Annotated in this window: 16 protein-coding genes; 9 read left to right on the top strand and 7 right to left on the bottom strand. The window is 64.5% G+C overall.

Features of this window, described 5'->3' with window-relative positions:
• Window positions 1–2: 2 nt before the first annotated feature.
• The 4 genes from ATO9_RS08790 to truA form a co-directional block, all read right to left on the bottom strand.
• Entirely contained in the window at window positions 3–1,229 is a 1,227-nt protein-coding gene (locus ATO9_RS08790; protein ID WP_043747589.1) for an MFS transporter, read from the bottom strand.
• 45 nt (window positions 1,230–1,274) lie between these two features.
• Entirely contained in the window at window positions 1,275–2,558 is a 1,284-nt protein-coding gene (locus ATO9_RS08785; RefSeq protein WP_043747588.1) for a cobyrinic acid a,c-diamide synthase CobB, read from the bottom strand.
• Entirely contained in the window at window positions 2,555–3,415 is an 861-nt protein-coding gene (gene cobA, locus ATO9_RS08780) for a uroporphyrinogen-III C-methyltransferase (protein WP_043747587.1), read from the bottom strand. The genes ATO9_RS08785 and cobA overlap by 4 nt, the downstream gene beginning before the upstream one ends.
• Before the next feature lie 228 nt (window positions 3,416–3,643).
• On the bottom strand, window positions 3,644–4,417 hold the full coding sequence (gene truA, locus ATO9_RS08775) for a tRNA pseudouridine(38-40) synthase TruA (protein WP_043747586.1): 774 nt from the start codon (window positions 4,415–4,417) through the stop codon (window positions 3,644–3,646).
• 180 nt (window positions 4,418–4,597) lie between these two features.
• On the opposite strand from truA, the gene ATO9_RS08770 reads away from it, so the two are divergent.
• From ATO9_RS08770 to ileS, 4 genes are all read left to right on the top strand, one after another.
• A complete protein-coding gene (locus ATO9_RS08770; protein ID WP_043748553.1) occupies window positions 4,598–6,025 on the top strand; it encodes a YcjX family GTP-binding protein in 1,428 nt (475 codons plus the stop codon).
• Complete coding sequence (locus ATO9_RS08765) at window positions 6,022–6,471, top strand: GNAT family N-acetyltransferase (RefSeq protein ID WP_043747585.1); 450 nt, start codon at window positions 6,022–6,024, stop codon at window positions 6,469–6,471. Before ATO9_RS08770 ends, ATO9_RS08765 begins: the two co-directional genes overlap by 4 nt.
• Window positions 6,468–7,496, top strand: a complete 1,029-nt coding sequence (locus ATO9_RS08760) for a YcjF family protein (protein ID WP_043747584.1) — start codon at window positions 6,468–6,470, stop codon at window positions 7,494–7,496. Before ATO9_RS08765 ends, ATO9_RS08760 begins: the two co-directional genes overlap by 4 nt.
• Window positions 7,497–7,717: 221 nt before the next feature.
• Window positions 7,718–10,648, top strand: coding sequence for an isoleucine--tRNA ligase (ileS, locus tag ATO9_RS08755; protein WP_043747583.1), 2,931 nt, complete (start codon window positions 7,718–7,720; stop codon window positions 10,646–10,648).
• A gap of 76 nt (window positions 10,649–10,724) precedes the next feature.
• Here the strand turns inward: ileS and ATO9_RS08750 are convergent, their stop codons facing one another.
• Window positions 10,725–11,738: a ketopantoate reductase family protein gene (locus ATO9_RS08750; RefSeq protein WP_043747582.1), complete on the bottom strand. Its 1,014-nt coding sequence runs from the start codon at window positions 11,736–11,738 to the stop codon at window positions 10,725–10,727.
• Window positions 11,739–12,001: 263 nt separating this feature from the next.
• Here ATO9_RS08750 and ATO9_RS08745 point away from each other — a divergent pair, with 263 nt between their 5' ends.
• From ATO9_RS08745 to preA, 4 genes are all read left to right on the top strand, one after another.
• Window positions 12,002–14,170, top strand: coding sequence for an anthranilate synthase component I (locus tag ATO9_RS08745; protein ID WP_043747581.1), 2,169 nt, complete (start codon window positions 12,002–12,004; stop codon window positions 14,168–14,170).
• A gap of 223 nt (window positions 14,171–14,393) precedes the next feature.
• Entirely contained in the window at window positions 14,394–14,717 is a 324-nt protein-coding gene (locus tag ATO9_RS08740) for an H-NS histone family protein (protein ID WP_043747580.1), read from the top strand.
• A 324-nt stretch (window positions 14,718–15,041) separates the two neighbouring features.
• Complete coding sequence (locus tag ATO9_RS08735) at window positions 15,042–16,379, top strand: NAD(P)-dependent oxidoreductase (protein ID WP_043747579.1); 1,338 nt, start codon at window positions 15,042–15,044, stop codon at window positions 16,377–16,379.
• A 2-nt stretch (window positions 16,380–16,381) separates the two neighbouring features.
• Complete coding sequence (preA, locus tag ATO9_RS08730) at window positions 16,382–17,686, top strand: NAD-dependent dihydropyrimidine dehydrogenase subunit PreA (RefSeq protein ID WP_043747578.1); 1,305 nt, start codon at window positions 16,382–16,384, stop codon at window positions 17,684–17,686.
• Between the two features lie 67 nt (window positions 17,687–17,753).
• Here preA and ATO9_RS08725 read toward each other — a convergent pair whose 3' ends face one another.
• Together ATO9_RS08725 and ATO9_RS08720 are read right to left on the bottom strand one after the other, a co-directional pair.
• Window positions 17,754–18,971: an MFS transporter gene (locus ATO9_RS08725; RefSeq protein ID WP_081979502.1), complete on the bottom strand. Its 1,218-nt coding sequence runs from the start codon at window positions 18,969–18,971 to the stop codon at window positions 17,754–17,756.
• 148 nt (window positions 18,972–19,119) lie between these two features.
• Entirely contained in the window at window positions 19,120–19,737 is a 618-nt protein-coding gene (locus ATO9_RS08720) for a TetR family transcriptional regulator C-terminal domain-containing protein (RefSeq protein WP_043747577.1), read from the bottom strand.
• 196 nt (window positions 19,738–19,933) lie between these two features.
• On the opposite strand from ATO9_RS08720, the gene ATO9_RS08715 reads away from it, so the two are divergent.
• On the top strand, window positions 19,934–21,184 hold the full coding sequence (locus tag ATO9_RS08715) for a Zn-dependent hydrolase (protein WP_043747576.1): 1,251 nt from the start codon (window positions 19,934–19,936) through the stop codon (window positions 21,182–21,184).
• Window positions 21,185–21,261: the final 77 nt, after the last annotated feature.

Genomic DNA, 21,261 nt, shown 5'->3' with positions numbered 1-21,261 from the left:
GATCAGGCTGCGGCCTCTTCCTTGGGACGGAAAACCAGCCAGATCAGCGCGCCACCGGCCAGCATCAGGAAGGGTGCCATCGCCAGGTTCACGGCCGTCCAACCCGCCTGGGCATCCCCGCCAGAGCAGTTCATCAACCCGCCCGAGGCCAGCGAGGCGACAGTCACGCCGCCAAAGACGATCAGGTCGTTCAGACCCTGCATTCGGCCTCGCTCATGCGGTTCATGGGCGCCGGCCAGCATCGTGGTCGCGCCGATGAAGCCAAAGTTCCAGCCCACGCCCAGCAGGACCAGCGCGATGAAGAAATTTTCAAGATCAACGCCTTGGAGGGCCACGGCCCCGGCGCCTGCGAGGATCACGATGCCTGCGCCAACGATCTTTTCGACGCCGAACCTGTTTATCAGGTGACCGGTGAAGAAGCTGGGCACGAACATGGCCAGGACGTGCGATGTCACCACATCTGCCGCGTTGCCCTTGTCGAAACCGCAGCCGACCACGGCCAGCGGGGTCGAGGTCATCACCAGGTTCATCAGCGCGTAGGACACCATGGCGCAGATCACCGCCACGGCGATGCGCGGCGTGGCCAGCAATTGAAGGCGGCTGCGGCCGCGCGGCGCGTCCTCGGCCGGGCGAGGCGGGCGCGGGATGTCGAGGAAGAGGAACAGCAGAGACCCGATCACGTTGACCGAGATCACGGCGATATAGGTGCCCAGAAAGGGGATCACCATCGCATCCGCCGTCACCTTGACCACCTGCGGCCCGATGATCGCCGAGGCCAGTCCGCCGGCCATGACGTAGGAAATCGCCTTGGGCCGGAAGTCGTCTGACGCGGTGTCCGCCGCGGCAAAGCGGTAGAATCCGTGCGCCGACATGTAGAGCCCGGTGAAGAGCGAGCCGAGCAGGAAGATCGGGAAGGACGCCGTGTACAGCCCGTAGGCCCCGACAATGCCGCCGATCGTGCCCCCGGTCGCGCCCAGGAAGAACCCGGCGCGGCGACCATAGGTCTGCATTACCCAGGACAGCGGCGTGGCCGACAGCATCGAGCCCAGCACGATCATCGAGATCGGCAGCGTCGCGAAGCAGATATTGGAGGCCAGCGACTGGCCCGCCAGCCCGCCAATGGTAAAGATCATCGGCATCTGCGCACCCAGAATGGCCTGGGCAAGGACCAGCACAAACACGTTGCGGCGGGCGCGGCTGTCGTCGGGGATGTATTCGGATTCAGTCATGTGAAATCCGTAGACCCACGGTCGGGGAAGGGCAAGACGGCGCGATCAGGCCCGGTCGATCACATGGGCGAAGGACCCGGCGACATGACCCTTGCGCAGGCCCATCGGGGGCAGGGCCGTATCGGTTGCGTCCCAGGCTTCGAAGAGTGGTGTCCCGTGGGCATAAAGCGTTGTCGCGTAATGGAATTCATGCGCCATATGCGGGCCGGAAAACGGGCCGGCCTGAGCCGTGAGGCGGCGATAGCCCAGATGCAGGCGGCGTTTTTCGAAGGATGTGGCCAATTGCAGCAGACCCGCCATTGCATGGGAGGTGCCGTCAGCATCGGTCAGCGACTCACCCAGCACCATGTATCCCCCGCATTCGCCGTAGACGGGCCGGGACTGCGCATGGCTGCGCAGGGTATCTAGGAAGCGGGAGGCGGCGGCGATGCGGGGGGCGTGAAGCTCCGGATAGCCGCCGGGCAGGAAGACGAAATCGGCCTCGGGGACCCGATCGTCGGCGAGGGGAGAGAAGGGCAGGATCTCGGCCCCCTGTGCGTGCCAGTCGGCCAGCATATGGGGGTAGGAGAAGGCAAACGCCTCGTCCCGGGCCAGTGCGATCCGCTGCGCGGGGGGCGGCAGGCTCGGGCCATCCGATGCGTCGGGCAGTGGGGCTGCGAGGTCGAGAATGCGGTCCAGTCCGGGCGGGATGTCCCCGTCGACGCCAGCGGCAAGGCGGTCGGCGGCATGGTCGAGGAAGAGGTCCAGATCGCTGCGTTCCCCGGCCTGAACCAGCCCAAGGTGGCGCGAGGGCATGGTGAGGTCCGGCGCTCTTGGCATCACGGCCAGCACCGGCAGGCCCAGCGGCTCCAGCGCATGGCGTAGCATCCCTGCATGCCGGGCCGAGCCCACGTTGTTCAGGATGATACCGGCCACGCGGACCTGCGGGTCATGGCCCGCGAAGCCGGCGACCAGCGGGGCAACGGATTGCGCCATTCGGCCCGCATCGACGATCAGGACGACCGGCAGGTCCAGAAGCCGCGCCAGGTCTGCCACCGCGCCGCGCCCGTTGGGCGGGGCACCGTCGAAAAGGCCCATGGCGCCCTCGATGATCAGTGGCACCTCACCGCCGGCCAGCATCCGCAACCGGTCGGGCGACATCGCCCAGGCGTCGAGGTTCAGGCAGGTCTGCCCGCAGGCGGCTTCGTGGAATTTCGGGTCGATGTAGTCGGGACCGGATTTCGCCGCCCGGACCGCGAGACCATTGCGGCTGAGCCATCGCAGGAGCGCCAGGGTGATCGTCGTCTTGCCCGCGCCAGAGGACGGCGCGGCGAGGATCAGCCCCTTCACGAGACCTCGGCCGGGAGGCCACGGCCCAACGGGTCGAGATCGCGGGGCGTTTCGCCGTTCATCAGGGCCTGCCAGTCCAGAACCTGCCGCATCAGGACGGATCGACCGATGCACAGGATCGCCGGCGGCTCCAGCCCCGAGGCGGCGATATCGCCGGCCAGGCGGCCCAACGTCGTCTCGAGCACCTGTTGGTCGGGCGTGGTGGCCGAACTGACGACGGCGGCGGGTTCATCCGCCGGACGGCCCGCATCGAGCAGGGCATTGGCGATATGTTCGGCATGTTTCATGCCCATGTAGATCACGAGGACCTGCGCGCCTTCGGCAATGGCCTTCCAGTTGAGCGAGGCGGTCGCCTCTCCGGTCTGGTCATGGCCGGTGATGAAGGTGACGGATTGGTTCACGTCGCGATGCGTCACAGGGATGCCCGCATAGGCCAGGCCCCCGATACCCGCGCTGATGCCGGGGATGATCCGTACAGGAACGCCATGCTGGATCAGGGTCTGGGCCTCTTCGCCGCCACGTCCGAAGACGAACGGATCACCGCCCTTCAGACGCAGCACCCGCTTGCCAGCCTTGGCCAGATCGACGAGGCGGAGGGAGATGTCCCGCTGCTTGGCCGACGGCTTGCCGCCGCGCTTGCCCGCGTAGACATGTTCGGCCTGGGGCGCCCAGTCGAGGATCGCCTCCTGCACCAGCGCATCGTAGATCACCACGTCGGCCTGGCGCAGCGCGTTCAGCGCGTGGATCGTCAGCAGGCCCGGATCGCCGGGACCCGCGCCGCACAGCCAGACCCAACCGGGCAGAAGCTCGGGCCATTCGCCCATCGGGCCAGCGGGAAGTGTCAGCGAGTCGGTCATGCCCCCTATATGGCCCCTGAGCGGCGCCAAGAAAAGCGTCAGGGCCGACCACCGGGCGCGTCATGGCGACAAAGGACCGATTGTCCAAGCGCCTGTTTCGGGCTGGAATATCGTCCTGTTCGCATGTGTCGCGCAGGGACGCTGAATGGCCGCTCGGGTGGCCGAAAAGATCAATGTTTGCCCGTTTTGCCCTGAAATCGGTGCGAAAGGCAGGGTTCGGTGCCGAAATCAGCCCGCGGCGAAGGGATCGTCGGGATAGCCCACGCCTGTCAGGTAGAGCCCCTGCGGCGGGCAGACCGGGCCACATGCGGCGCGGTCTTTCGCGTCAAGCGCCTCGGCGACACGGGCGGGCGGCCAGCTGCCCGCGCCGACCCGTTCCAGCGTGCCGACGATCGACCGGACCTGGTTGTGCAGGAAGGACCGGGCGCGCAGGTGGAAATGGATCTCGGGGCCGGAAAGCGTTTCGACCTCCTCGATCCGGATCTCGTCCAGCGTCTTCACCGGCGACTTGGCCTGGCAGATGGTCGACCGGAAGGTGGTGAAATCGTGGTGCCCGACCAGGTGTGCCGCGCCTTGCCGCAACAGGTCGGCGTCCAGCCGGTGGTTGATCTGCCAGACCAGCCCGGCTTCGTGCGTGGCGGGAGCGCGGCGCATCAGCAGCCGGAACAGGTAGCGCCGTTCGACCGCCGAAAACCGCGCATGCCAATCGTCCTCGACCCGGGCGCAGTTGCGGATCGCGACGGGGTCGGGTTTCAGGTGGTGGTTCAGCGCCTCGGACAGGCGGAACGGGTCCCAGTCCTTCGTCAGATCGCAGTGCGCGACCTGGCCGGTCGCATGCACACCCGCATCGGTGCGTCCTGCGGCGGCAATGGTGTGGGGGCCGGGCTCCAGCCGCGCCAGCGCTGCCTCGATCGCGCCCTGGACAGAGGGCTGATCGGCCTGGCGCTGCCATCCGGCAAAGGGCGCGCCATGATATTCGACCTGAAGGGCATAGCGGGGCATGGGCGCGGCTTTAGCCCAGCACTGCGGGCGGGTCCAGTGGTGGATGGACAGGGCAGGGGCCGCTGCAGGAAAGGTGCAGGATTTCCGGGAACATGACGGGCCGGGGTGGTGTCGGCGCGGGACGCGGCCTATCTTGAAACGGATGAGGCAGACGAGGCCAGAACGGAAGGGGCTGCGGACGTGGTGATTGGCAGGATGGCCGAGGGCCTCGCACGGCAGGTCGAAGCCGTGGGCGAGAGCGTGTCGGAGACGTTTTTCGAACCGGTCATCCGGCTGGGCGTCACCGGGCTGGCGCGGGCCGGCAAGACGGTCTTCATCACGTCTCTGGTGGCCAACCTGATGGATCGCGGGCGGTTGCACGGGCTGGTGGCGCAGGCCGATGGCCGCATTCAGACCGCCTTCCTTCAGCCTCAGCCTGACGACACCGTGCCGCGCTTTGACTACGAACGTCACCTCGCTGCCCTGACCGCCGCGACGCCGCACTGGCCCGACAGTACCAGCGCGATTTCCGAACTGCGCCTGTCCCTGCGGGTGCGCCCCGACGGGTTTCTGGGTGGGTTCCAGGGGCCGCGGGTCATTCACCTCGATATCGTCGACTATCCCGGCGAATGGCTGATGGACCTTGCCCTGCTCGACAAGAGCTATGCCGATTGGGCGGGCGATGTCCTGTCCTGGGCCAGCAAGCGGCCCATGGCGCAGGGTTTCCTTGCTGAGGTCGAAAAGGCCTACGAGAAGGCCGACTGGACCGAGACGGAGGTGCAGGAGCTGACCCGCCTCTACCGCCGTTACCTTGTCCGCGCCCGCGATGCGGGGCATTCGGACATCACCCCGGGCCGTTTCCTGCTGCCGGGCGAGATGAAGGGGTCCCCGGTCCTGTCCTTCGTGCCCCTGATGCAGGAGGATCGACCCTCGCGCCGTGGCCTCTACCGCGAGATGGAGCGGCGCTATGACGCCTATCGCGATCGGGTGGTGAAGCCGTTCTTCCGCGATCATTTCTCGCGCATCGACCGGCAGGTCGTACTGGTCGACGCGCTTGGCGCGATCCACAAGGGGCCGATGGCGGTCGAGGAACAGCGCCGCGCCATGGCTGGCATCCTGTCGGCCTTCCGCCCCGGCCAGAACGCGTTTCTGTCGCGGCTGCTGCGCGGCAAGCGGGTGGAGAAAATCCTGTTCGCCGCCACCAAGGCCGACCACCTGCATCATTCCCAGCATGGCCGCCTGACCGCGATCATGGAGGCAATGCTGCGCGACGCGGTGGACCGGGCGCGCTTTGCCGGGGCGAACACGCAGGCCATGTCCATCGCTGCGTTGCGCGCCACGGTCGAGGAAACGTTGCAGCACGAGGGCCAGCCGCTGGATTGCGTGCGGGGCACGTTGCTGGACGCCGATGGCAACCGGGGCCGTATGGCCGCCATGTATCCCGGCGAATTGCCCGAGGATCCCAACCGCCTGCTCAACCCCGCGATGGCGGGGCAGGACACCTGGCTGGACGGGGAATACGACCTGATGAACTTTGCCCCGGCGCAGCTGCGCCTGAAGCCCGGCGAGGGGCCACCGCATATCCGGCTGGATCGTGCCGCGCAGTTCCTGATCGGGGACAAGTTGTGAGCGTGCTGACCATCCGGCCGGCGCAGCCGCTGGATGCCGGGCGCACCGGAGAGATCCTGGGCGACGCGATGCGTGAACACGACTGGATGCCGGTGCTGCACAGCCGGGCCGAGGATATCGACCATATGGGCCGCATGATCGACCTGGGCTGGGTCACCGTGGCCGATGACGGGCGGGTGCGTGGCTTCATGGCGCGCGAGGATGATTTCATTCATGCGCTCTACGTGGCGCGGGAGATGCGCGGCTACGGCATCGGGCGCCGCCTGATCGAGACCGCACAGGCCGATTGCAGGCGGTTGGAGCTATGGACCTTCGTGGCCAACACCCGGGCGCGGCGGTTCTACGAGCATCTGGGCTTCGTCGAGACGGAACGCACCGACGGGACCCGCAACGAAGAGAACCTGCCGGACATGCGATATGTCTGGACAGCGGAGGCTGCAGGATGAGCGAAGACGAAGAACCCCGCCGGCGCGGCCCGGTATTGATCGAACTCGACGCCGACGAAGAGGCGCCGGGCCCCGGTGACGTGCCCCCGGTCCCTGACGCGGTCGGCCCGATGGGCGAGGAGCCCCGCGGACAGGCGATGCAGATGGCCGCGACCCTGGCCGCGCGGCGCCCGTCGCGTCTGGCGCGGTGGTTCTGGGGGTTGCTTCTCAGCCTGCTGGGGGTCGTCGTCTCGGCCGCGGCGTGGAACTTCGTCACCGGCCTGATCGCACAGACCCCCTGGCTAGGCTACGCGGTTGCGGCACTGCTGGCGCTGTTCATCGCGGTGGCGCTGGCCATCGTGGTCAAGGAAATCGCCGCGTTTTCCCGCCTGTCGCGGATGGACAAGCTGTTCACCCTGGCGGAGGAGGCCGCATCGCTGGATGACCTGTCCAAGGCGCGCGATTTCGCGGATCGGCTGGACGGGCTCTATGCCCAGCGGGCCGAGCTGAAATGGCATCACGAACGCTTCGCCGACAAGCGGGGCGATCAGTTCGATGCTTCCGGGCTGCTGTCGCTGGCCGAGGCGGAGTTGCTTGACCCGCTGGATCAGGCCGCCCTGCGTGAGGTCGAGGCGGCCTCGCGCCAGGTGGCGACGGTGACAGCCCTAGTGCCACTGGCGCTGGCGGATGTGGCCGCCGCGCTGACGTCGAACGTGCGGATGATCCGGCGGATTGCAGAGATCTACGGCGGCCGGTCTGGCACGCTGGGATCGCTGCGCCTGACGCGTGCGGTGATGACACACCTTGTCGCGACCGGGGCCGTGGCCGTGGGCGATGACGTGGTGGGCACTGTGTTGGGGGGCAATGTTCTGGCCCGCCTGTCGCGCCGTTTCGGCGAGGGCGTGGTGAACGGCGCGCTGACCGCGCGGGTCGGGGTGGCCGCGATGGAGGTCTGCCGCCCCATGCCCTTCGGCGAAGGCCGCAGGCCCCGCGTGACGGTGATCCTGCGCCGGGCGTTGACCGGGCTCTTCGGCGACAAGGGCTGACCGGAAACCCTGCAAAGGTCTCTGTCCCTGCGCCCAAAGCTTTCACGGGTTTACCCTCGGGGCGGGCAGGCCTATAAGGCGGCTCATGTTGTGGAGCCATGTGATCGTCATTCGAATTACATGCCCGGCGCTCTGAGACCTGAGCCGCCGGGACAAGGCGTATGGGATACCGCGCCGCCCCTTTCCCAGACCTGATGACATGAAAGAACGGACCACTCGAAATGTGCGCCGACACGCCTGACTACAAAGACACCCTGAACCTTCCCAAGACCGATTTCCCGATGCGCGCGGGCCTGCCCAAGCGGGAGCCCGAATGGCTGCAACGGTGGGAGGAGATCGGGGTCTACGATCGCCTGCGGGAAAAGGAAGGCCGCGAGCCCTTCATCCTGCATGACGGCCCTCCTTATGCGAACGGGAACCTCCATATCGGCCACGCGCTGAACAAGATCCTCAAGGACATGATCGTGCGCTCGCACCAGATGATGGGCCATGACGCGCGCTATGTCCCGGGCTGGGATTGCCACGGCCTGCCGATCGAATGGAAGATCGAGGAACAGTACCGCGCCAAGGGCAAGAACAAGGACGAGGTGCCGGTCGTCGATTTCCGCCAGGAATGCCGCGCCTTTGCCGACAGCTGGATCGACGTGCAGCGGTCCGAGTTCAAGCGTCTGGGCGTGACCGGCAACTGGGCCGACCCGTACCTGACCATGGATTTCCACGCCGAGCGCGTCATCGCCGAGGAATTCATGAAGTTCCTGATGAACGGCTCGCTCTACCAGGGGTCCAAGCCCGTGATGTGGTCCGCAGTCGAAAAGACTGCGCTGGCCGAGGCCGAGATCGAATACCACGATCACAAGTCGCATACGATCTGGGTGCCGTTCGAGGTGGTGAGGTCCGTAGAGTATCAACGGGGCGACGTTAAGGATCACACTGATCTGCTGAATGCAAAGGCCGTGATCTGGACAACGACTCCTTGGACAATTCCCTCGAATAAAGCTGTGGCCTACAACCCGAAAGTTGCGTACGGCCTCTACGAGGTAACCGGCACACCCGAGGAGTGTTGGGCTCAGATCGGCGATCGGTACTTGCTAGCGGATGCGCTAGCTGAAGACGTTTTGTCCAAAGCCCGTCTGGAGGCGGGAATGTGGCAGCGTTTGCGCGATGTATCCACGAACGAATTGCATGGTCTGGTCATGCGGCATCCGCTGGCCGGGGCCGAGGGTGCGGATGGCTTCTGGGATTACGAAGTGCCGATGATCGACGGCGACCACGTGACCGACGATGCGGGGACGGGGTTCGTCCATACCGCGCCGAGCCATGGTGCCGACGACTACGAATGCTTCCTCAAGCGCAACTGGCTGGACCGGATGACCCACAACGTGGGCGAGGAATCGGAATTCCTGGACCACGTGCCCTTCTTCGCGGGGCTGCGGGTGTTCGACCACAAGGGCAAGGAAGGCAAGGCCAACACGGCGGTCATCGACAAGCTGGTCGAGGTCGGCGGCCTGCTGGCGCGCGGGCGTGTCACCCACAGCTATCCGCACAGCTGGCGGTCCAAGGCGCCGGTGATCTTCCGCAACACGCCGCAATGGTTCGCTGCCATCGACAAGCCCGTGGGCGGCGACGACACCTATGGCACCACGATCCGCGAACGCGCGCTGACCAGCATCGACAAGCTGGTGAAGTGGCATCCCCAGACGGGTCGCAACCGCCTGTATTCGATGATCGAATCCCGTCCTGACTGGGTGCTGTCACGGCAGCGCGCCTGGGGCGTGCCGCTGACCTGCTTCGTCAAGAAGGGCGCGCTGCCGACCGATGACGACTTCCTGCTGCGCAACGAGGCCGTCAACGCCCGCATCGCCGAGGCCTTCGAGGCCGAGGGCGCGGATGCCTGGTACAAGGACGGCGCGAAGGAACGGTTCCTGGGCAACGATGCGGACCCCGAGGCCTATGAGCAGGTCTTCGACATCCTCGACGTGTGGTTCGATTCAGGCTCCACCCATGCCTTCGTGCTGCGCGACCGCGCGGACGGGGCACCCGACGGGATCGCCGATGTCTATCTCGAAGGCACCGACCAGCATCGCGGGTGGTTCCATTCCTCGATGCTGCAGGCCTGCGGGACGAAGGGGCGCGCGCCCTATCGCAACGTGGTCACGCATGGCTTCACGCTGGACGAGAAGGGCAACAAGATGTCCAAATCGCTCGGCAATACCATCGTGCCGGAACAGGTGGTCAAGCAATACGGTGCCGATATCCTGCGGCTCTGGGTGGCGCAGGCCGATTACTCCGCCGACCAGCGGATCGGGCCGGAGATCCTGAAAGGGGTCGCCGACAGCTATCGCCGCCTGCGCAACACGCTGCGGTTCATGCTGGGCTCGCTTGGTGATTTCCGCGAGGAAGACCGCGTCGCCCCCGAGGACATGCCTGAACTGGAACGCTGGGTGCTGCATCGCCTTGCCCAACTGGACGAGACCGTGCAGCAGGGCTATCGCGGCTTCGACTTCCAGGCGATGTTCCAGGCGGTCTTCAACTTCGCCACGGTGGAGCTGTCGGCCTTCTATTTCGACATCCGCAAGGACGCGCTCTATTGCGACGGGGAAACCCTGCGTGCGCGGTCGGCCCGGACGGTGCTGGACCTGCTGTTCCACCGCCTGACCACCTGGCTGGCCCCGATCCTGACCTTCACCATGGAAGAGGTCTGGCTGGAGCGCTTCCCGGGCGAGGGATCCTCGGTCCACCTGGTCGATTTCCCGGAAACGCCTGCGGAGTGGAAGAACGACGCCCTGGCCGCGAAATGGGCCAAGGTACGCCAGGCGCGGCGGGTCGTGACGGCGGCGCTGGAAGTGCAGCGGACCGAGAAGGTCATCGGTGCCTCGCTGGAGGCCGCGCCGATCGTGCATGTCGAGGATGCGGTGATGCTGGAGGCGCTCAAGGCCGTGGCCTTCGAGGATGTCTGCATCACCTCCGACATCCAGCTGACCGGCGACCCGGCCCCGGCCGAGGCCTACCGCCTGCCCGAAGTGCCGGGCATCGCCGTGGTCTTCGAAAAGGCGGAGGGCGAGAAGTGCCAGCGCTGCTGGAAGATCCTGCCCGATGTCGGCACCCACAGCCACGAAGGCACCTGCGGACGCTGCGACGAGGCGCTGGCCTGAGCCAGCGGTCAAACCTGCAACGAAAACGGCCCGGTCTGGATCAGACCGGGCCGTTTTTCTGTCTGTCGTAAGAGGACTAGAGGTCGCGGCTGCGTTCGACGGCGCGCAGGATCTCGGTCGCGAGTTCCAGCGACGGGCAGGGCACGTCGCGTGCCTTGCCGACGGCGACGGCGGCGGCAAAGATCGGTTCGATCTCCATCGGGCGGCCCTTTTCCAGATCCTGTAGGGTCGAGGGCTTGAACGCGTTGCGCTGTGCCAGCTCCAGCCGCTTTTCCGTGGTCATCTTGATCTCGGCGCCCTCGGCCGCCGCAATGGCGCGGACCTCTTCCATGATCGCGGCGGTGAAATCGTAGATCGGCTGGGATTTCAGGTTCTTGGCATTCGCAGTTCGTGTGATCGCCGCGACGGAATTCAGCGCGCAATTCGACATCATCTTGGTCCAGAGCGCATCCTGGAACGGCTCGGTTTCGCGGATCATCCAACCGGTGGCGCGCAGCAATTCGGCCATCCGGGCGACGTCGCTGCGGTCCTGGCCGGGCAGGCGGCCAAGGTCCAGATAGCCTTCGATATCGTAGGAAATCAGCCCCGGTTCGGGATTGGAGGCGCCCAGATAGGCGATGGAGCCGATGGCCCGTTCCGGCCCGATCTCGCGCCACAGCGCACCGCCCGGATCGACCTCCTCGGTGCCCTTCTGCCCGCCCTGGCCATCGGGGATCGGGTACCACCATGGCACGCCGTTCACGACCGGCAGGATGCGACCATGCGGGGCCAGCAACGCGGCCAGCGGTTTCGCCAGCGGCGGGATCTGATGACCCTTCAGCGCGGTGATGACGACGTCCTGTTCCGGCAGGGTGGCGGGATCGTCGGTCGCGGCCACCTCGATCACCTCGATCTCGCCATCCGGTTTCCGCAGGCGCAGCCCGTCGGCCTGGATCGCGGCCAGATGCGGGCCCCGTGCGATCACGCTGACCTGGCCCACATCACCGGTTCCGGAGGCCTTGGCCAGGTGGGCGGCAATCACGCCGCCAATTGCGCCGGCGCCATAAACACAGATATTCAGCGGGCGATCGGGAAGGGGGGGCAGCGTCATTGAAAACCTCGTCATTGGATCGCGGCCAGCCTAGGCATACCGTCTGGGCGGGTCGAGTGCGAAAGCGCCATTGCAAAGGGCGGTTTACAATGGCCGACCCCCTTGCTACGTCACTTGCGTTGGAGTGAGGAACCGCCATGACCGGCATTCTTTGGCAAGGCAATCAGATCGGAGGGCGATGGCGCGGCGTCAATCGCAGCTGACCTCCTTGACCTTGCAATTCGGCGGCCATTGAGCCTGCCGTATCCGACACGAGAACCGATATGACCGATCTGACTTACCAGACCGAAGGCGGTGTGACGATCACCCGCCGCGAAATTCCCGCCGACTATCATAGCGACAGCGACCGGCTGGCCGAACAATTGGACAGCCGCCGCGGCGCGCTCTTCACCTCGAACTACGAATATCCCGGGCGCTATACCCGCTGGGAATTTGGCTTTGCCGAACCGCCGGTGATGATCGAATCCCGTGGTCGCGCGATGAAGATCACGGCGTTGAATGCCCGTGGCCAGATCATTCTGAAACTCATTCGCCCGGCCATTGCGGACCTGTCGGAACTGGCCGCCTTCAATGACACCGATAGCGGTTTTGACTTGACGATCAGAACGCCGGACCGGGTTTACAACGAAGAAGAACGGTCGCGTGCGCCGTCGGTCTTTTCCGTTTTGCGCGCGATTGTCGGACAATTGAAGAGCGGTGAAGATCATCACCTCGGATTGTATGGCGCATTCGGCTATGACCTCGCCTTTCAATTTGAACCGATCGAATTCCACTTGAAACGTCCTGCGGATCAGCGCGACCTGGTTCTGTTTCTTGCCGATGACATCCTTGTGGCCGACCATTATTCGACCTCGGCCTTCCGGTATCGCTATGAATTCTCCGACGGCCAGATCAGCACCGAAGGCGTCGAGGGCGGCGGCGATATCGTGCCATTCGAGCGCGGCCCGCAGGATGTGCCGCGCGGCGATCACCAGCCGGGCGAATATGCCGAATTGGTCCGCGAGGCGAAAAAGAGCTTTGTCCGAGGCGACCTGTTCGAAGTGGTGCCGGGCCAGGTGTTCTATGAGCCTTGCAAGGACAGCCCGTCCGAGATCTTCAAACGGCTGAAGCGGATCAACCCCGCGCCGTTCGGGTTCATCATGAATCTGGGCGACCGCGAATACCTGGTCGGCGCATCCCCCGAAATGTTCGTGCGCGTGACCGGCCGCCGGGTCGAGACATGCCCGATCTCCGGCACGATCAAGCGCGGCGCCGACGCGATCGAGGACAGCGAACAAATCCTCAAGCTGCTGCAATCCGAGAAGGATGAAAGCGAACTGACGATGTGTTCCGATGTCGACCGCAACGACAAGAGCCGGGTCTGCGATCCCGGCTCTGTCCGCGTCATCGGCCGCCGCCAGATCGAGATGTATTCGCGCCTGATCCATACTGTCGATCATATTGAGGGGCGGCTGCGCCCCGGCATGGACGCCTTCGATGCCTTCCTGTCCCACGCCTGGGCGGTGACGGTGACCGGCGCGCCCAAGCTCTGGGCGATGCGGTTCATCGAAAAGCACGAGAAATCAACGCGCTTCTGGTACGGAGGGGCTGTTGGCGCCATGGGCTTCGATGGCGACATGAACACCGGCCTGACCCTGCGCACGATCCGGATCAAGGATGGCGTGGCCGAGGTGCGCGCCGGTGCCACGCTGCTCTACGACAGCGACCCGGACGAGGAAGAGGCCGAGACGGAGTTGAAGGCCTCGGCCATGCGCGCCGCCATCCGCGGCGACGTGCCGTCCAATGCCGGGGGGGGCGATGGCTGGCGCGTGCCCAGGGGGCAGGGGCGCCGGGTCCTTCTGGTCGATCACGAAGACAGTTTCGTGCACACGCTTGCCAATTACTTCCGCCAGACCGGGGCCGAGGTTCTGACGACGCGGACACCGGTGGACGACGCGGTCTTTGACGATTTCGCGCCCGATCTGGTTGTCCTGTCACCGGGGCCCGGCAATCCGAAGGACTTTGATTGCCATGCCACGATCGACAAGGCGATGCAGCGTCAATTGCCGATCTTCGGCGTGTGCCTCGGGATGCAGGCGATTGCGGAATATTTCGGGGCGGAATTGGCCCAGCTGGATATCCCGATGCACGGGAAACCCTCCCGCGTGGCGGTGAACGATTCCTCTCGGGTCTTTGCGGGTCTGCCCGAACAGGTGACGATCGGGCGTTACCATTCGCTCTATGCGAAGCCCGAAACCGTTCCGACGGCTCTTGGCATATCTGCTCAGACTGCGGACGGGATCCCGATGGGGGTCGAGCATTCCGAGTTGCCGATTGCCGCGGTTCAATTCCATCCGGAGTCGATCATGTCCCTGGGACAGGATTGCGGCATCCGGATGATTGAGAATGTGGTTAGCCTGCTTGTTCCGGCCAAGGGCAGTCCCGATAGCTGACGATAACGTCAGTTTCATTTTCAGATAGGCAAACTTGCCCACCCGGTCTATGGACCGGGTGTTTTATTGGTATGGCAGATTGAGCAAGTATTATCCGAAAGAATAGGCGACACAAACTAGCCATTGCGCTTGTCCGAATTAAATGTCTATTGGATCGCTATTGGGAGGGCTGTCGCCTCGCCAAGGGGCAAAACGAGCTGAACTCAAAAAGTGGAAGAGAAAAATGAGTGCAATTGAACTGGACACGATGTCCCTCGATGAGCTGAAGAAACTTCGCAAAGATGTGGATGCAGCCATCAAGTCTTTTGAAGATCGCAAGAAAAAAGCCGCGCTGGCTGAATTGGAAGCGAAAGCGGCCGAACTGGGCTTCAACCTCAGCGATCTGACAGGTGCTGCCGCTAAAGGCCGCAAAGTCAATCCGCCGAAATACCGCCATCCTGAAAATCCGGAAACGACCTGGAGCGGCCGTGGCCGCCAGCCGGATTGGTTCAAGGAAGCGCTCGCTGCCGGAACCAAACCCGAGGACATGCTGATCGTCAAAGCTTGATCGCATGTGTCGTCAATTGGCGTCATGCAATTGTGACGTCAGTTAACGTCAAAGCGGGCGATATCAATAATCATTAATATTGTTTTCTCTGGAAAACGATATTTCTGAAATAGATGGCCGGAGAGATCGGAATGACCCTCCGGCCTCTTTATTTCAACCGCGAGCTCTATTTTCCGAGTTTTTTCGTCGGCTATATGAGGTCTGCTGCCGCTGCACGGTTTTTGTGCTTCCAGCCCTGCAGCGACCGCCCGGAACAAATTTTACCGTTTGATAAAAAAACGACCTGTGTCAGGCTGAAGGGGACAGAAACCGCCGGAGACCCCGATGAGCAATTCTCCCCGCACCGATGGCATCGCCCCGGATCGGCTGCCGAAAGAGACGCTGGCCCAGAACTTTTCGGACCTGCATCCGCCCCTTGCCCCGCACGAAGCGCATGTCGCCGCAGATCGCTGTTACTTCTGCCATGATGCGCCCTGCATGACGGCCTGTCCGACCTCGATCGACATTCCGCTGTTCATTCGCCAGATCGCCACCGGCACGCCCGAGGCCGCCGCGAAGACGATCCTGGAACAGAACATCCTTGGCGGCATGTGCGCCCGGGTCTGCCCGACCGAAACGCTCTGCGAAGAAGTCTGCGTGCGCGAAGTGGCCGAGGGCAAGCCGGTCGAGATCGGTCGCCTCCAGCGCTACGCCACCGACACATTGATGGCCTCCAACACCCATCCCTTCGACCGCGCCGCCCCGACGGGCAAGACGGTCGCGGTTGTCGGGGCAGGGCCTGCGGGTCTGTCCTGCGCGCACCGGCTGGCAATGAAGGGTCATGACGTCGTCGTCTTCGATGCCAAGGCCAAGCCCGGCGGTCTGAACGAATACGGCATTGCCAGCTACAAGAGCACGAACGATTTCGCCCAGGCCGAGGTCGACTGGCTGCTGCGCATCGGCGGCATCCGGATAGAGACGGGAAAGGCGCTTGGCGCCGACCTGTCGCTGGACCAGCTGAAGGCCGAATATGACGCGGTCTTCCTCGGGATGGGGCTGGCCGGGGTCAACGCGCTTGGCCTGCCGGGCGATGACAAGACGAACGCGGTCGATGCGGTCGACTTCATCGCCGATCTGCGCCAGGCCGGTGATCTGGCCGCGCTGCCCGTGGGGCGCGATGTCGTCGTGATCGGCGGCGGCATGACCGCCGTGGACGCCGCGGTTCAGTCCAAGTTGCTGGGGGCCGAACGGGTGACCATCGCCTATCGCCGCGGCGCGGACCGCATGGCGGCCTCGGAATATGAGCGGGAGCTCGCGACTTCGAAGGGCGTCACGATCCTCACCAATGTCCAGCCCGTCGCCCTGCATGGCAACGGCGCCGTCGCCGAGGTGGAGTTCGAATACACCACCGATGAAGGCGGCCGGCTGACCGGAACCGGCGAAACCTTCCGCATCAAGGCCGACCAGTGTTTCCGCGCCATCGGCCAAAGCCTGACCGGCGCGCCGGAGGGGCTGACCCTGACCGGTGGCAAGATCGCTGTCGAAGAGGCGGGCCGCACCGGGCTGGACGGCGTCTGGGCCGGGGGCGATTGCGCCTCGGGCGGGGACGACCTGACCGTGACGGCCGTGGCCGAGGGCCGCGATGCCGCCGAAGACATTCACGCCACGCTGATGGGAGAGTGACCATGGCAGACCTGACGAGCGACTTCCTGGGTATCAAATCCCCCAATCCCTTCTGGCTGGCCTCGGCGCCGCCGACCGACAAGGAATACAACGTCCGCCGCGCCTACGAGGCCGGTTGGGGCGGTGTCGTCTGGAAGACCCTGGGCGAAGAAGGCCCGCCGGTCGTCAACGTGAACGGCCCCCGTTACGGCGCGATCTGGGGGGCGGATCGTCGTCTTCTGGGCCTTAACAATATCGAACTGATCACCGACCGTGATCTCTATCGCAACCTCGAAGAGATGACGCGGGTCAAAAAGGACTATCCCGACCACGCGCTGATCGCATCGATCATGGTCCCGTGCGAGGAAGAAAGCTGGAAGAAAATCCTGCCGTTGGTCGAGGAAACCGGCGCCGACGGGATCGAGCTGAACTTCGGCTGCCCTCATGGCATGTCCGAACGCGGCATGGGTTCGGCCGTGGGGCAGGTGCCGGAATACATCCAGATGGTCACGGAATGGTGCAAGAAATACTATTCCAAGCCGGTCATCGTGAAGCTGACCCCGAACATCACCGACATCCGCAAACCCGCCACGGCGGCCAAGCTGGGTGGGGCCGACGCGGTGTCGCTGATCAATACGATCAACTCGATCACCCATGTGGATCTTGACCTGATGGCGCCCGAGCCGACGATTGACGGCAAGGGGTCCCACGGCGGCTATTGCGGCCCGGCGGTCAAGCCGATCGCGCTGTCGATGGTGTCGGAAATCGCGCGCAATCCGGAAACCCAGGGCCTGCCGATCAGCGGCATCGGCGGGGTCACCACCTGGCGCGACGCGGCAGAATTCATGGTGCTGGGCTGCGGCAACGTGCAGGTCTGCACCGCCGCAATGACCTACGGCTTCAAGGTCGTGCAGGAGATGATCTCGGGCCTGTCGCAGTGGATGGACGAGAAGGGCTACACCTCGACCTCCGATTTCGTCGGCAAGGCCGTGCCAAATGTCACCGACTGGCAGTACCTGAACCTCGAATACGTGACCAAGGCCAAGATCGACCAGGATGCCTGCATCCAGTGCGGTCGCTGCTACGCCGCCTGCGAGGACACCTCGCACCAGGCCATCGCCATGTCCGAGGACCGCGTCTTCACCGTCAAGGACGAGGAATGCGTGGCCTGCAACCTCTGCGTCAATGTCTGCCCGGTGGAGGATTGCATCACCATGGTCCAGATGGAAAAGGGCGCCATCGACCCGCGCACCGGCCGCGAGGTCGGAGACTATGCCAACTGGACGACCCACCCGAACAATCCCGGCGCGGTCAAAGCGGCGGAGTGATTGCCGGACATTCGAAGCAAAAAGTGGGCCTCGGCCCCCTTTTTTCATGCCTTTTGAGTGGCTTGGCCTATTCCAGCCCGCTGCGCCGCGCATCCCACAGCGTCACCGCGTAAAGGACGAAACCGGCCGCACTCAGCCCCGCGCCGACATAGCCCGAGGCTGGGAAGCCGTACCCGGCCTCGATCACCCGTGCCGCCAGGAAGGGGCCAAGGGCGTTGGCGGTGTTGAATGCTGCATGGTGCAGGGACGCCGCCAATTGCTGCGCATCGCCCGCGACGTTCATCAGCCGGGTCTGCATCACCGTCGACACGCCGCCCAACACGCCCATGAAGCCGATCACGACGGCCATCGACCACAGCCCGCCATAGGCGGCGGCGGGGTAGAGGCCCAGAACGACCACGCCGCCCGCGAAGGCGATGAAGGCGGTGACGTTCAGGCTGCGATCGGCCAGCGCACCCATCACGATGGTGAAGACGGTCATGCCCAGCCCGGCCACCATCAACATCGCCGCGACGGCGGTTTCGGACCCGCCCAACGTCGTCTGCACGGTAGAGGCGATATAGGTGTAGACCGCAAAGAACCCGCCAAAGCCTATAGCCCCGGTCAACAGCGTAAGGATCACCTGCCGGTTTTTCAGGGCGCCCAGTTCGCGCAGGGGGTTGGCATCGGGATCGGCGGGAGTGCGCGGGGCCTTGAGGTAGACCGCGACGGCCGTGGCCAGGGCCAACCCGCCGACGATGACAAAGCCCGACCGCCAGCCGATGAACTGGCTCAGGAAACTAGCCGCCGGAACGCCGATGGTCGTGGCGATGGTCAGGCCCAGGAAGACCCGCGCCACCGCCGAGGCACGCTTGTTGCGCGGCACGACCGAGGCCGCGACCAATGCAGCAACGCCGAAATAGGCGCCGTGCGGCAGGCCTGACAGGAACCGCGACGCGGTGAACAGGCCGAAGCTCGGGGCAAGGGCGGACAGCGTGTTGAAGACGGCGAAGGCCAGCATCAGCCAGATCAGCAGCATCCGTTTGCGCATCCGGGCGCCGGCCACGGCCAGCACCGGCGCGCCGACGACCACGCCAAGCGCATAGGCGCTGATCGCATCGGCGGCTTTGGCCTCGGTCACGCCCAGATCGGCGGCGAAATCCGGCACCAGCGCCATGGCCGCGAATTCCGTCGTGCCGATGGCGAACCCACCCATGGCGAGGGCGAACAGAACCGCGCGGGCAGAGATTTCCTTGGCCGCGCCGGTCATTGCGGCGGTCGGCGCGTCGGCCGTCTTGTCGGTCATCGGGACCTGCTTTCTGTCTCGTGAGGATCGGTGAGGACCCTGTCTGCGCCTCCCCTGGGACCAGCTAGAAGCAGGACGTGCCGGAGGCAAGGGGACAAACCCCGTCAGGCGGGTGTGCAAAATCGCAAAATGGGTCGCGGAGGGGGGATCAGACCTTCAGCTGGCGGCTGAAAAGCGTGATCAGGTAATCCTCGGCTTCGGGGAAGGGGTCTTCGACCTCCGGCCCCAGGACGGCGCGCACCTGCACGTCGAAATCCGCGTAATGCTGCGTCAGCGACCAGATGGAAAAGATCAGGTGACGCGGATCGGACGGTTTCAGCGCGCCCTGGTCCATCCATAATTGAATGACCGCGGCCTTTTCATCGACCAGCGGCTTGAGGAAATTCGACAGCGAGTCGCCAATATGCTGCGCGCCCTGGAGGACCTCGTTCGCGAACAGCCGGCTTTCGCGCGGCATGTCGCGGCTCATCGCCAGCTTGCGGCGCACATAGGTGAGGATTTCCTCCAGCGGATCGCCCTCGGGATCCAACTGGCGCAGCGGATCGACCCAGATGTCCAGAAGGTTGTCCAGCAGGTGGGTGTGGATCGCCTCCTTGCTGGGGAAATAATACAGCAGGTTCGGTTTCGACAGCTCTGCCGCCTTCGCGATCTGGTCAACGGTGGAGCCGCGGAACCCATGCGTGGAGAATACGTCGAGGGCGGCATCCGTGATGGTCGCGATCTTATGCCGTTGGATACGTGTCTGTCCGGCGGGATTGTCTTTCACTGCAAGGCCTCGGCTTCGAAAATGTCTTGAGGATCAATGTTTCGCAGTTTGCCGGGCAAGTCCAGCCGTGACCAAAAAATGGTCATTGCCGGGTAGTTCGCTGCTGTTTGGCCGGGCGATTTTCTTGACTGGGTCTTGCGCTCTGATAGCCTCGCTTTGACCGATTGGTCAAAATGTTCCGGCCCAGGAGAATACGATGGCGGCACCCGGCGAAAACTTCAGAATCAATGGCGACCGTTTGTGGGACAGCCTGATGGAGATGGCAAAGATCGGCCCCGGCGTCGCGGGCGGCAACAACCGCCAGACCCTGACCGACGAGGATGCGGAGGGCCGCGCGCTGTTCCAGAAATGGTGCGAGGATGCGGGGTGCGAAATGGGGCTCGACACGATGGGCAACATGTTCGCCATGCGCCCCGGTGCCGACCCGGACGCGCTGCCGGTCTATGTGGGCTCTCACCTCGATACGCAGCCGACGGGCGGTAAATATGACGGGGTTCTGGGCGTCCTCGGCGCACTGGAACTGATCCGTACGCTCAATGATCTGGACGTGAAGACCAAGCACCCGATCGTCGTGACCAACTGGACCAACGAAGAGGGCACCCGCTACGCCCCCGCCATGCTGGCCTCCGGTGTGTTCGCCGGTGTCCATACCGAGGCATGGGCCAAGGATCGCGAAGACGCCAAGGGTCTGAAATTCGGCGATGAATTGAAGCGCATCGGCTGGGAGGGCGAAGAGCCCGTGGGCAGCCGCAAGATGCATGCCTTCTTCGAACTGCATATCGAACAGGGCCCGATCCTCGAGGCAGAGGGCAAGGATGTGGGCATCGTGACCCATGGCCAGGGCCTGTCCTGGACGCAGGTGACGATCACCGGCAAGGACGCCCATACCGGGTCGACCCCGATGCCGATGCGCCGCAATGCGGGCCTGGGCATGGCCAAGGTGCTGCAACTGGTGGACGAAATCGCCTGGTCCAACAAACCCGACGCCGTCGGGGCCGCGGGCCATATCGAGGTCTTCCCGAACTCGCGCAACGTGATCCCCGGCAAGGTCGTCTTCACCGTCGACTTCCGCTCGCCGGAACTGTCGGTGATCGAGGATATGGAGGCCCGCCTGAAAGAGGGCGCCCAAAAGATTTGCGACGAGATGGAGTTGAAGGTCGAATTTGAAAAGGTCGGCGGCTTCGATCCGGTCAAGTTCGACGATGGCTGCGTCACTGCCCTGCGCGACGCGGCCGAACGCCTGGGATATTCGCAACGCGACATCATTTCGGGTGCGGGCCACGATGCCTGCTGGATCAACCAGGTCGCACCGACAGCGATGATCATGTGTCCCTGTGTCGACGGGCTGAGCCATAACGAGGCCGAAGAGATCAGCAAGGAATGGGCGACCGCCGGCGCGGATGTCCTGCTGCATGCGGTAGTCGAAACGGCGGAGATCGTCGAGTGATCCAGCTGCATCCTGGCACAACCGGGGCGCAGGCCGCGGGACAATGCTCTGATTTGCAAGGGAAACAGTTCTTGCGC

The sequence above is a fragment of the Pseudooceanicola atlanticus genome (assembly GCF_000768315.1).
Taxonomy (GTDB): Bacteria; Pseudomonadota; Alphaproteobacteria; order Rhodobacterales; family Rhodobacteraceae; genus Pseudooceanicola; species Pseudooceanicola atlanticus.
The sequence above is the reverse complement of the archived record's forward strand: the minus strand, read 5'-3'. Positions and strand labels throughout refer to the sequence as shown.

Excerpts from the sequence above, each read along its gene's own strand:
- ATO9_RS08790 (WP_043747589.1), bottom strand. The coding sequence starts at position 1,229 with ATGACTGAATCCGAATACATCCCCGACGACAGCCGCGCCCGCCGCAAC.
- cobA (WP_043747587.1), bottom strand. The coding sequence starts at position 3,415 with ATGACCGACTCGCTGACACTTCCCGCTGGCCCGATGGGCGAATGGCCC.
- truA (WP_043747586.1), bottom strand. The coding sequence starts at position 4,417 with ATGCCCCGCTATGCCCTTCAGGTCGAATATCATGGCGCGCCCTTTGCC.
- ATO9_RS08760 (WP_043747584.1), top strand. The coding sequence starts at position 6,468 with ATGAGCGAAGACGAAGAACCCCGCCGGCGCGGCCCGGTATTGATCGAA.
- ileS (WP_043747583.1), top strand. The coding sequence starts at position 7,718 with ATGTGCGCCGACACGCCTGACTACAAAGACACCCTGAACCTTCCCAAG.
- ATO9_RS08750 (WP_043747582.1), bottom strand. The coding sequence starts at position 11,738 with ATGACGCTGCCCCCCCTTCCCGATCGCCCGCTGAATATCTGTGTTTAT.
- ATO9_RS08745 (WP_043747581.1), top strand. The coding sequence starts at position 12,002 with ATGACCGATCTGACTTACCAGACCGAAGGCGGTGTGACGATCACCCGC.
- ATO9_RS08740 (WP_043747580.1), top strand. The coding sequence starts at position 14,394 with ATGAGTGCAATTGAACTGGACACGATGTCCCTCGATGAGCTGAAGAAA.
- ATO9_RS08735 (WP_043747579.1), top strand. The coding sequence starts at position 15,042 with ATGAGCAATTCTCCCCGCACCGATGGCATCGCCCCGGATCGGCTGCCG.
- preA (WP_043747578.1), top strand. The coding sequence starts at position 16,382 with ATGGCAGACCTGACGAGCGACTTCCTGGGTATCAAATCCCCCAATCCC.
- ATO9_RS08725 (WP_081979502.1), bottom strand. The coding sequence starts at position 18,971 with ATGACCGACAAGACGGCCGACGCGCCGACCGCCGCAATGACCGGCGCG.
- ATO9_RS08715 (WP_043747576.1), top strand. The coding sequence starts at position 19,934 with ATGGCGGCACCCGGCGAAAACTTCAGAATCAATGGCGACCGTTTGTGG.